The organism is Acinetobacter sp. WU_MDCI_Abxc222 (genome assembly GCF_025514755.1).
Taxonomy (GTDB): domain Bacteria; phylum Pseudomonadota; class Gammaproteobacteria; order Pseudomonadales; family Moraxellaceae; genus Acinetobacter; species Acinetobacter geminorum.
Map to the genome: position 1 here is coordinate 22,971 of NZ_JAHPVG010000021.1, position 10,309 is coordinate 33,279.

The window sequence follows — 10,309 nt, forward strand, 5'->3', positions numbered from 1 at the left end:
GTTTAGTGTTGCCATTCAACTTGAAATTCTTGTTGAGCCATACGGTTTAGATGATCAAGAACAACTTTTTCTAAGTGGTTGTGGTCATCTAACTGACTGTCAATAGCAACGTTTAACTGCTCTGTTTCTGGTGCAAGCGTAATTGTTGCGGTAGGCATTAAGATTTTAAAATCTTGTTCGGTTTCTTGTACTTCAAATTTGTGTTTCCAATGATTAACTAGACGTTTTGCAATGCGTTTTCCATCGTTTGTTAATAGATGAGTTGTGCTTTTCATTATCAATCCTCACATTGGTTTAATGTACCTTAACAAATTCATTTGGCCATTAGCATTCTATTGTTGCAACGTTACGTTTCATGTTTGAAATGTTGTCATTTAAGCAAGGAAGGGCGGGCTAAGTAGGTTCTTTTTTGTTATAATTTTTAGCCTCTCCTTAAACTTCTAGCCAGGTCATCCACCTATGTCCAAGCCTTATTTGATTGCTCCTTCTATTTTATCTGCCGATTTTGCTCGTTTAGGCGAAGATGTAGACAAAGTGTTAGCCGCAGGTGCAGATGTAGTGCATTTTGACGTGATGGATAACCACTATGTTCCAAATTTAACTTTTGGTGCAGGTGTATGTAAGGCTTTAAAAAACTATGGGATTACAGCTCCTGTTGATGTGCATCTAATGGTATCTCCAGTTGATCGTATTATTGGCGATTTCCTGGAAGCTGGGGCAGATATTATTACATTCCACCCAGAAGCATCTCACCACATTGATCGTTCATTACAGCTTATTAAGTCTGGTGGTGCTAAAGCAGGTTTGGTTTTTAACCCAGCAACACCATTGCATTATCTAGATTATGTACTTGATAAAGTTGACCAAATTTTATTAATGAGTGTAAACCCTGGTTTTGGTGGACAAAAGTTCATTCCAATGACTTTAGAAAAATTACGTGAAGCTCGTAAAATTATTGATGCAAGTGGCCGTGATATCCGTTTAGAAGTTGATGGTGGTGTTGGTCCTGCAAATATCCGTGAAATTGCAGAAGCTGGTGCAGATATGTTTGTTGCTGGTTCAGCAATTTTTGGTCAACCCGATTATAAAGTTGTGATTGACCAAATGCGTGCAGAGCTTGCGAAAGTAGGCAGTGTTGATGCTTAAAAAGATAGAGTTAATCTAAAATAAACTTGTGGATAACTTTGTTTATAACTGTATGGATAACTGTGTTGATAACCGTATGGATAAGATGTTGGTAAAATAAACAAAATTAGATCAACCGTTTATTCTATAGACAAAAACTATGAAAAAAGAACGTTTTGGCGTTCTTTTTTTATGCGTGTTGAATAATTTATTAGCTGGTTTTTTATTAAGCTTTGCTAAAAAATAACCTGTGCAAAAAACAATGCATCTCTGTGTAAAACTTTTTGTGTATACATACGTATAAAACTGTAAAAGTGTCATGAAAAATAAAGCTAAATTTGGTTTAATAAGTTTTTAGTAAGAGACCTTGATCATTAATGACAGTAAAAATTTTAGCGGTAGATATGGATGGGACTTTTCTTAATTCCAAAAAGCAGTACAACAAAGCACGTTTTTTAAAACAATACGAACAACTAAAACAAAATAATATTCATTTTGTGGTAGCCAGTGGTAATCAACTTGCAAAACTTGTTACCTATTTTCCAGAAATTAATCATGAGATTGCTTTTATTGCAGAAAATGGCGCACATGTTGTAGATGCTGGGCAAGAATTAGCTTTTGCTCATTTAAGTCAGCAACAATACGTTGAAATTTTAAAAGCGATTGACCCAGCGTATACCTCAACCATGGTGATCTGTGGAAAAAAAAGTGCTTACGTGCATAGAAGTATGAACGCAGAAGACTATGCAAAAGTTGCCCGATATTTTGAAAAACTGACAGTTGTAGATGACTTTTATGCACTAGATGATTTAGTGTGCAAAATTACTTTTACCGCTCAGGAAAACGAAAGCTTTGCGATTTTTGAGCATTTTCAGAAGCAAAGTTTTGTAGCAGATAAAGTTTTGGTACCTGTTTCAAGTGGTTTTAATTTTATCGATTTGATTCTTCCAGACCAACATAAAGCACATGGTTTGAAGCTGTTACTACAAAAATGGCAGGTCGAACCTAATCAAGTAGTTGCGATTGGTGATAACAACAATGATATGCAGATGATTAAAGCTGTGGGTTATGGGTTTGCAGTTGAAAATGCAGTAGAAGCATTAAAAGCGGTGGCGCCTTATACCACTGTAAGTAATGAACAAGAAGGTGCATTAGAGGTGATTGATTTAGTCCTTCAGCATCAACCTCCATTTGCTTAATTGCTCTATAACAAGCATTTAAGATAGAAAATTGTATCTCTTTTAAAACTTCGTTATGCTAATGGCATTAAGATCACTCATCGGCTCTAGGTGATAAATCACAATGGCTCTACAACACTTACGCAAGTATGCTTGGTTTGTGTTCCTAATGGCTTTCGTCATTGGGTGGAGTGGTGTGTCTATTGCACAGACGCCTATGCAACATGATCTTCATACTATGCCGTGTCATAGTGAAAAATCTTCGCATAACAATATGCATACTCAAGCAAATGATCAGACCGTATGTCATCAAAAGATGACTCAGTCTCTTCATTCGCATGGTGAGCATTGTCAGGACTGTAACCCAGTTCATTGCCAAATGGTGAATTTAGCTCTGCAGCAAGCTGTACCTGACGTTGAATCCCCACTTATTCCTATTTCATATCAATTTAGCAGTATTTATCAGGCTCAACATTTAGCCGGATACTGGCAAGAGATTTTACGTCCTCCTAAAGCTTGATCCTTATTTACTTATTTTTTTAATTAAAAAGGATCACAGCAATGTCTCATAAAACAATTAGCAGCTTAGTCGCTGTATTTGGGCTATTGGTTTCACCATGGTCACTCGCAGCAATTAAGGAATATCACCTTAATATTAATGAACAACAGGTCAATGTTACGGGCCAACCGTTAAAACGAATTACCGTAAATGGCAAGTTTACAGCACCACTCCTTGAGTTTGAGGAGGGGGATGAAGCTGTTATTCACGTCCATAACCAATTAAAGAATCAAGATACGTCTTTACATTGGCATGGATTGTTACTACCAGGGTTAATGGATGGCGTACCGGGTTTCAATGGTTTTAAAGGAATTGCGCCAAACGGTGATTTTGTTTACCGCTTTAAGGTGAAACAAAACGGCACCTATTGGTATCACGCGCATAGTAAAGGCCAAGAGCAAGATGGTTTATATGGACCACTCGTGATTTACCCAAAAGGCAAGATACCTGTTGCTGCTCATGAGAAAACAGACCGTGATTACGTGGTAATGCTTTCAGATTTTCATAATTCTTCTAGCGATAGCATTATGAAGAATTTGAAGAAATCTGCTGAGTATTATCAAAACCGCCGTGAAACTGTATCTGATGTTTTGAAGCAAGTTAAAACACAAGGCTTAAAAGCAACTTGGCAAGATCGTTCGATGTGGAATCAAATGCGGATGTTAAAAACCGATATGTCTGATGTGACGGGCTATACCTTCTTAGTCAACGGCAAGACACCTGAGCAAAACTGGACAGGTAACTTTAAGACTGGCGATAAGGTTCGATTACGATTTATTAATGCATCGGCCATGTCATTTTTTGATGTCAGAATTCCAAATTTGAAAATGACTGTTGTGAGTGCAGATGGACAGCCAGTTAAGCCTGTTGCAATTGACGAGTTTCGTATTGGTACAGCTGAAACCTACGATGTCATTGTAGAGCCTAAACAAGCAAACTATCAGATTGAAGCCGAGTCTATTGACCGTAGTGGTTTTGCTATCGGTACTTTGCATAATGAAAGTGCACAGGCTGTAGGCCCAGTTCAAATGCCAGAACCACGTCCACGCGCTTTGTTAACCATGGAAGATATGGGCATGAGTCATGGGGATGGAAATAGTGAACATGCTGGCCATCAAATGAATATGCAACATGACATGTCGACCATGCCTAAAATGAAACAAGAGGCGAGCCATGCTAATCATGATTCTCCAATAATGAAAATGGATCATGACATGAAAAATATGTCATCTGACGGGCATGACCATTCTATGATGCAAATGAAGCATGACATGTCAGCGATGCCTGAAATGAAGCATAATATGCAGGCAATGTCAGCTAGCGAGCATGACCACGCTATGATGAATATGAATCATGAGATGCCGATTCAAGCTGACAATAAGACTAAAAAGGATGAGCCAGTTTATGGCTGGGCAAATGCTTCAACACCAGCGGGTATGAAGGCACTGCAATATAGTGATTTGCAATCTTTAACACCTCAACCAGATACTCGTGCACCGGAACGTGAGTTAGTCATTCGTTTAGGTGGCAACATGGAACGTTATATCTGGACCATTAATGGCAAGAAATTTAGTGATACGACACCATTACAAGTTAAGTATGGTGAACGCATTCGCTTGAAGTTTGTGAATGACAGCATGATGGCTCACCCAATGCATTTACATGGCATGTTTATGCAATTAGAAAATGGCCAACAAGCTGAAAACTTACCAAATAAACATACCCTTATTGTTCCACCTGGAAAGACGGTTACTGCGTTATTGACAGCCGATGCCTTAGGAGAATGGGCGATTCATTGCCATCTGCTCTATCACATGAGTGCCGGAATGATGAATAAGTTGATTGTTGCTCAAGTAAATGATGGAGAACAACCTGCTCAAGCTCAACCACCAGTTCAATCTAAAAATGAGAAAGGAGCTAGTCATGCGCATCACTAAGTTATTTTCTCAAATGTTATGTTGCAGTGCTTTCTCGAGTATATCTATATTTACTTTTGCTCAAGAACCTTTAACACATGATCATTTACGCGAACACGGTGGTCAGATCTATCAAGCAACTACGATTGATACGGGATGGACTCAAAACGAAGAGGGAGAAGGTAGTTTTTCTTCGGAATTAGAAACTTGGGTGGGAACGGATGAAAACAAATTGTTCATTAAAGCCCACGTTGAAAAAGCAGAGTCAGAAGATGCTAATTACGGCGGTTCAGTACTTTATAGCCGAAATGTAGCTGACTATTGGGATGTACAGGCCGGTGTAAACTACGAACGTTTGCAAAGAGAAGATGAAAAGCAAGATCGCTGGGCCGGTGTAGTGGGTTTACATGGCATGGCACCTTACTTTTTTGAAACCGATGCTTATCTTTATGTAGGTGAAGACCAGCTATGGAAGTTAAGTCTAGAAACAGAAAGGGACTTACTCTTTACCCAAAAGTTAATTGGTAAACCTTATTTAAAAGCAGATGTTGTTTTGCAAGATGAATCTCAATATGCCAGTAAAACAGGTTTATCAAGTTTACAAGCTGGTTTTCAAACCCGTTATGAAATCAACAAAAAGGTCATGCCATTTGTTGATGTCGGTTATGGCTATGAGAAAGGTTTAAAACAAACTGATTGGCAAACTGGAACCGACTCTGAACATGGTTGGTATTATGGAGCAGGGTTAACGCTAAAATTCTAATTTACGAACAAAAAGTAAGCTTAAACATATGCCATTGGTTTATACTAATGGCATTGTTTTTTGTGTCAGTTATGGTGCAAAGATGGCTTTAGAAAAACAAGAGAATCAAATACATTTAAGTAAAACTAGCTCTAGCTGTGGGTGCTCAAGCACGACGTCTCAGGAGTGTTTCACGCCTAGTGAACCTGTGGCTAAAAAGAGTCAATGGGTAAGTTATTACCATATCCCCCGAATGGACTGTGCAGCCGAAGAGCAAATGGTACGGATGGCTTTAGCCTCTTACAATGACGATATTCAAGAACTTCATTTTGATTTACCAGCGCGTCATTTGGCGATTTATCACAGTGTTCAGGCTGAAATGATTACTCAAAGTTTACAGCGTCTAGGATTAGGAGCAGAGTTACAACAAACGCAGCCACATTATGAACCTGTTGAAAAACCTAAAAAGGTTCGAGCTAGTTCTTCAACCAATGCAGCACAAAAGCAAGTTTTACAATGGTTGTTACTGATTAATGGCGTCATGTTTGTCATTGAGTTTATGGCCGGCATCATCGCTTCCTCTACAGGATTAATTGCCGATTCGCTCGATATGTTTGCTGATGCTGCAATTTATGGCATTGCTTTATTTGTGGTGGGTAAAAATCTAAATACGCAATTAAAGGCTGCCCATCTTTCAGGATGGTTTCAGTTTGGCTTAGCCATGATTGTGTTAATTGATGTATTGCGCCGTTTTATTTATGGCAGTGAACCTGTTTCAATTCTCATGATTTTAATTGGCGGATTAGCTCTTGCGGCCAATATTAGTTGCCTTTATTTAATGAGAGACCATAAGGAGAGCGGGGCACATATGAAGGCGAGTTATATCTTTTCTGCAAATGATGTCATCGTTAACTTAGGTGTCATTATTGCAGGGATATTGGTTGCCATTACTGGTTCGCGTTATCCTGATTTAATGATTGGATTAATTATTGTTTTGTTTGTTTTAAATGGTGCACGAAAAATTTTAAAGTTAAAAAACGAATAATATTTTCTAAAACAGGCAAGCTTTAGATAGGGGTTTGCCTTCATTTTTTATTTTAAAGTAAACTGAGTCCTCACATAAAGGAGGAACGACCTCCCCCATAATGGGTAATCATGTCGGGACGACCTGACACTATAAAAATTAGTGAATGTTATGGCTTGGGCTATTTTAATTTTAGCAGGTGTATTTGAAATCATTTGGGCATATTCTATGAAAATGTCTGAAGGTTTTACACGTTTAACCCCTAGTGTTATTACCGTAGTTTTTATGATTTTGAGCGTAATTCTGCTTTCAATGTCAATGAAAACTTTACCGCTTGGTACTGCTTATACGGTTTGGACAGGAATTGGCGCAATCGGGTCATTTCTAGTCGGTATTTTCTTTCTTCATGAGCCTGTTGGCGCTATGAGAATGATTGCCGCTGTATTGATTGTGTCAGGCTTGGTTTTAATGAAAATTTCATCGCCTTCCTAAGAGAATAAAACTATGTTGCTGTCTTATAAGTATATCAATTCGCCTGTTGGGCAATTAAAACTAGTTGCGAATGAAAATGCTTTGGTGGCAATACTCTGGGACAATGAAAATCCAAAACGTGTTCGACTGGCCGAGCTGGTCGAACAACTTGAGCATCCAGTTTTATTAAAGACGGAACAACAATTAAAAGAATATTTTGAAGGCAAACGCCGTGAATTTACATTGTCGTTAGATTTCGAAGGGACTGCATTTCAAAAACAAGTATGGGCTGCTTTACTGACCATCCCTTATGGTGAAACAAGAAGTTATAAAGATATTGCTGTTCAAATTGGCAATGAAAAAGCGGTGAGAGCAGTTGGCGCGGCAAATGGCAAAAACCCGATTTCCATTATTGCACCTTGTCATCGAGTCATTGGTGCGGGTGGGGCATTAGTTGGTTTTGCTGGTGGGCTTGATAAGAAAGATATTTTATTAAAACTAGAGCAACAATGAGCCGTTTTTGCGCTCGATTTTTTTAGACTTTTCTACTAAGCTGTCCACTATGATATTTCATAAGGTCGGTGCTTTACTGCATCGCTTTTTTTGAAATATTGATCTTATTCAACAAACTTTGGATGTTCTAAAAATGGCTGTCGGTGACGTAACAATGCCACAAATGCATGTGGTAAAAGGTGTAAAAATTGGCTCAACAGAAGCATATGTACGTTACCAAAACCGACGAGATTTAGTCATTTTTGAGTTTGCAGAAGGTTCAAATGTTGCTGGTGTATTTACTCAAAATGCATTTTGTGCAGCGCCTGTTCATGTCTCTAAAGCTCATCTTGCCGAAGGTAATCCGCGCTATTTAGTAATTAACACTGGTAATGCCAATGCAGGTACTGGACCTACAGGTTTGAAAAATGCTCAGGATACTTGCGCGAAGTTAGCGGAGCTTGCAGGAGTTAACAGTTTTGAAGTACTTCCGTTTTCTACAGGTGTGATTGGTGAGCAGCTTCCAATGGAGCGCTTACTTGCCGGTCTTCAGCCTGCGTTAAATACCCTGCAAGACGCGGCTTGGAATGATGCTGCATCTGGCATTATGACCACAGACACTGTACCTAAAGGCGCATCTGAACAATTTGAGCTTGATGGCATTACTTATACCATGACAGGTATTAGTAAAGGTGCTGGCATGATCCGCCCGAACATGGCAACCATGTTAAGTTTTGTGGCAACAGATGCACCTATTAGCCGTGATTTAGTACAAAAGCTATTAAAGACCACGGTTGAGCATTCATTTAATCGTATTACGATTGATGGTGATACCTCAACAAATGACTCTTGTATTTTCGTAGCAACAGGTCAGGCAGGTGGTACTGAAATCACATTAGACAGCGATGCACGCTACGCTAAAGTGTTAGAAGTTCTTGCTCGTGTAATGAATCGTTTAGCACAGTTAATTGTCCGTGATGGTGAAGGGGCGACGAAATTTATTACTGTTGCTGTAGAAGGCGGCGCAAATACTCAAGAATGTTGTGATATTGCTTATAGCATTGCCCATTCACCACTTGTCAAAACTGCACTCTTTGCATCGGACCCGAACTGGGGACGTATTTTAGCTGCGATTGGCTATGCAGGGGTTAAAGACTTAGACGTGTCTAAAATTCAAGTGTGGTTAGACGATGTACAAATCTGTAAAGATGGTGGCGCAGCTGAGGACTATACCGAAGAAGCGGGCGCGCGTGTTATGGCTCAAACCGAAATTACCATTCGTGTTGATTTAGGACGTGGTCAGGCCAAAGACACGGTATATACCTGTGACTTATCTTACGACTATGTCAAAATTAATGCTGATTACCGTTCTTAAATATCAGTTATAATCAAGCCTCGACAAAGAGGCTTTTTTATTAGCCCCATCTTTTGATATTAAATGATTCAATCCATAAATCATTTAAGCAGTAACGTTATATGCGAGCAGGTATGCCAGCATGAAGGATAGAGAAGACGTTTTATGAGTGATGCGACTTTAATTGCCAACGATGCAAAAAACATTGTACAAGCGCATTTAGACCGTTTAGGTGAGCCAAAAGACAATCGCTTAAGTGAAGAAGCAAAACAACAAAAGTTTGCTCAGATCGAAGCAGAGCTCAAAAAACGTGATGCTGTCCTTGTTGCTCATTACTATTGCGACCCAGAAGTACAAGAACTTGCCGAAAAAACAGGTGGATGCGTTTCTGACTCTTTAGAAATGGCCCGTTTCGGACGAGATCATGCTGCCTCAACACTAGTAGTTGCAGGTGTAAAATTTATGGGAGAAACAGCTAAAATTCTGTCTCCTGAAAAAACAATTTTAATGCCGACACTTGAAGCAACCTGTTCACTTGACTTGGGCTGTCCTGTTGATGAGTTTACGGCATTTTGTGATCAGCACCCTGACCACACTGTAGTTGTTTATGCCAATACATCGGCGGCTGTTAAAGCACGTGCAGATTGGGTCGTGACTTCAAGCTGTGCGGTCGAAATTGTTGAGCATCTAGATAGCTTAGGCGAAAAAATTATTTGGGCACCAGATCAGCACTTAGGTCGCTATATCCAAAAGAAAACTGGTGCAGATATGTTGCTTTGGGATGGCGCATGTATTGTGCATGAAGAATTTCGTGCACGTGGCATTGCCAACATGAAAGCACTGTACCCAGACGCTGCTGTATTAGTACATCCAGAATCGCCAGAATCGGTTGTAGAAATTGCAGATGCAGTAGGTAGTACTTCTCAACTGATTAAAGCTGCGCAGACTTTGCCAAATGAAAGACTGATTGTGGCAACTGACCGTGGCATTTTCTACAAAATGCAGCAAGCGGTTCCCAATAAGATTTTAGTTGAAGCGCCAACAGCGGGTGAGGGGGCAACTTGTCGTTCATGTGCTCACTGTCCGTGGATGGCAATGAATGAACTCGACGGAATTTTAGAAGTTTTACAAAAAGGTGATCAGGAAATACACGTCGATCCAGCGCTTGCTGAACGTGCCAAAATGCCTTTAGATCGAATGTTAGCCTTTAGTGCATCGTTAAAACGTTAAAAAACCTCAAAATGCTTGTTAAATATACATTTGATAAGGATTTTTAACTTTTTTTGAGAATAGGTGTTGACGTCTGAGGGCGTCGCGCCTAGAATGCACACCGTACCGCACGATGTGCGATACAGCAAAAGCTGAGATAGATCGGAGCATAGCACAGCCTGGTAGTGCACCTGGTTTGGGACCAGGGGGTCGTAGGTTCGAATCCTACTGCTCCGACC

The 10,309-nt window shown here is 39.7% G+C and carries 11 protein-coding genes and 1 tRNA gene; 11 read left to right on the forward strand and 1 reads right to left on the reverse strand.

Features of this window, described 5'->3' with window-relative positions; genetic code table 11:
* Positions 1–2: 2 nt before the first annotated feature.
* Positions 3–275 carry a DUF2218 domain-containing protein gene (locus tag KTJ10_RS17580; protein ID WP_000843456.1) on the reverse strand — a complete coding sequence of 91 codons (273 nt, stop codon included), beginning with the start codon at positions 273–275 and terminating at the stop codon, positions 3–5.
* Between the two features lie 184 nt (positions 276–459).
* On the opposite strand from KTJ10_RS17580, the gene rpe reads away from it, so the two are divergent.
* From rpe to KTJ10_RS17635, 11 genes are all read left to right on the forward strand, one after another.
* Positions 460–1,146, forward strand: coding sequence for a ribulose-phosphate 3-epimerase (rpe, locus tag KTJ10_RS17585; RefSeq protein ID WP_000043044.1), 687 nt, complete (start codon positions 460–462; stop codon positions 1,144–1,146).
* A 356-nt stretch (positions 1,147–1,502) separates the two neighbouring features.
* The gene (locus KTJ10_RS17590; protein ID WP_262442526.1) at positions 1,503–2,324 is read left to right on the forward strand and encodes a Cof-type HAD-IIB family hydrolase; all 822 of its coding nucleotides are present in this window, start codon (positions 1,503–1,505) and stop codon (positions 2,322–2,324) included.
* 103 nt (positions 2,325–2,427) lie between these two features.
* On the forward strand, positions 2,428–2,823 hold the full coding sequence (locus tag KTJ10_RS17595; protein ID WP_002115904.1) for a hypothetical protein: 396 nt from the start codon (positions 2,428–2,430) through the stop codon (positions 2,821–2,823).
* Positions 2,824–2,864: 41 nt separating this feature from the next.
* A complete protein-coding gene (locus tag KTJ10_RS17600; protein WP_262442527.1) occupies positions 2,865–4,799 on the forward strand; it encodes a copper resistance system multicopper oxidase in 1,935 nt (644 codons plus the stop codon).
* Positions 4,786–5,541 (forward strand): copper resistance protein B, encoded by a 756-nt coding sequence (locus KTJ10_RS17605; protein ID WP_199993086.1) that lies wholly within the window; start codon positions 4,786–4,788, stop codon positions 5,539–5,541. The genes KTJ10_RS17600 and KTJ10_RS17605 overlap by 14 nt, the downstream gene beginning before the upstream one ends.
* A gap of 28 nt (positions 5,542–5,569) precedes the next feature.
* A complete protein-coding gene (locus KTJ10_RS17610; RefSeq protein ID WP_262442528.1) occupies positions 5,570–6,565 on the forward strand; it encodes a cation transporter in 996 nt (331 codons plus the stop codon).
* A 150-nt stretch (positions 6,566–6,715) separates the two neighbouring features.
* Positions 6,716–7,036 carry a DMT family transporter gene (locus KTJ10_RS17615; RefSeq protein ID WP_013198888.1) on the forward strand — a complete coding sequence of 107 codons (321 nt, stop codon included), beginning with the start codon at positions 6,716–6,718 and terminating at the stop codon, positions 7,034–7,036.
* Between the two features lie 12 nt (positions 7,037–7,048).
* Positions 7,049–7,528, forward strand: coding sequence for a methylated-DNA--[protein]-cysteine S-methyltransferase (locus KTJ10_RS17620; protein WP_068529835.1), 480 nt, complete (start codon positions 7,049–7,051; stop codon positions 7,526–7,528).
* A 133-nt stretch (positions 7,529–7,661) separates the two neighbouring features.
* Positions 7,662–8,882: a bifunctional glutamate N-acetyltransferase/amino-acid acetyltransferase ArgJ gene (gene argJ, locus KTJ10_RS17625; protein ID WP_068529833.1), complete on the forward strand. Its 1,221-nt coding sequence runs from the start codon at positions 7,662–7,664 to the stop codon at positions 8,880–8,882.
* A gap of 144 nt (positions 8,883–9,026) precedes the next feature.
* Positions 9,027–10,091, forward strand: a complete 1,065-nt coding sequence (gene nadA, locus KTJ10_RS17630) for a quinolinate synthase NadA (protein ID WP_002115913.1) — start codon at positions 9,027–9,029, stop codon at positions 10,089–10,091.
* 142 nt (positions 10,092–10,233) lie between these two features.
* Positions 10,234–10,307 (forward strand) — tRNA-Pro (locus tag KTJ10_RS17635).
* The last annotated feature ends 2 nt before the right edge of the window (positions 10,308–10,309 follow it).

Bases quoted from the DNA above. Each gene is read 5' to 3' on its own strand.
- KTJ10_RS17580 (WP_000843456.1), bottom strand. From the start codon at position 275: ATGAAAAGCACAACTCATCTATTAACAAACGATGGAAAACGCATTGCA.
- rpe (WP_000043044.1), top strand. From the start codon at position 460: ATGTCCAAGCCTTATTTGATTGCTCCTTCTATTTTATCTGCCGATTTT.
- KTJ10_RS17590 (WP_262442526.1), top strand. From the start codon at position 1,503: ATGACAGTAAAAATTTTAGCGGTAGATATGGATGGGACTTTTCTTAAT.
- KTJ10_RS17595 (WP_002115904.1), top strand. From the start codon at position 2,428: ATGGCTCTACAACACTTACGCAAGTATGCTTGGTTTGTGTTCCTAATG.
- KTJ10_RS17600 (WP_262442527.1), top strand. From the start codon at position 2,865: ATGTCTCATAAAACAATTAGCAGCTTAGTCGCTGTATTTGGGCTATTG.
- KTJ10_RS17605 (WP_199993086.1), top strand. From the start codon at position 4,786: ATGCGCATCACTAAGTTATTTTCTCAAATGTTATGTTGCAGTGCTTTC.
- KTJ10_RS17610 (WP_262442528.1), top strand. From the start codon at position 5,570: ATGCCATTGGTTTATACTAATGGCATTGTTTTTTGTGTCAGTTATGGT.
- KTJ10_RS17615 (WP_013198888.1), top strand. From the start codon at position 6,716: ATGGCTTGGGCTATTTTAATTTTAGCAGGTGTATTTGAAATCATTTGG.
- KTJ10_RS17620 (WP_068529835.1), top strand. From the start codon at position 7,049: ATGTTGCTGTCTTATAAGTATATCAATTCGCCTGTTGGGCAATTAAAA.
- argJ (WP_068529833.1), top strand. From the start codon at position 7,662: ATGGCTGTCGGTGACGTAACAATGCCACAAATGCATGTGGTAAAAGGT.
- nadA (WP_002115913.1), top strand. From the start codon at position 9,027: ATGAGTGATGCGACTTTAATTGCCAACGATGCAAAAAACATTGTACAA.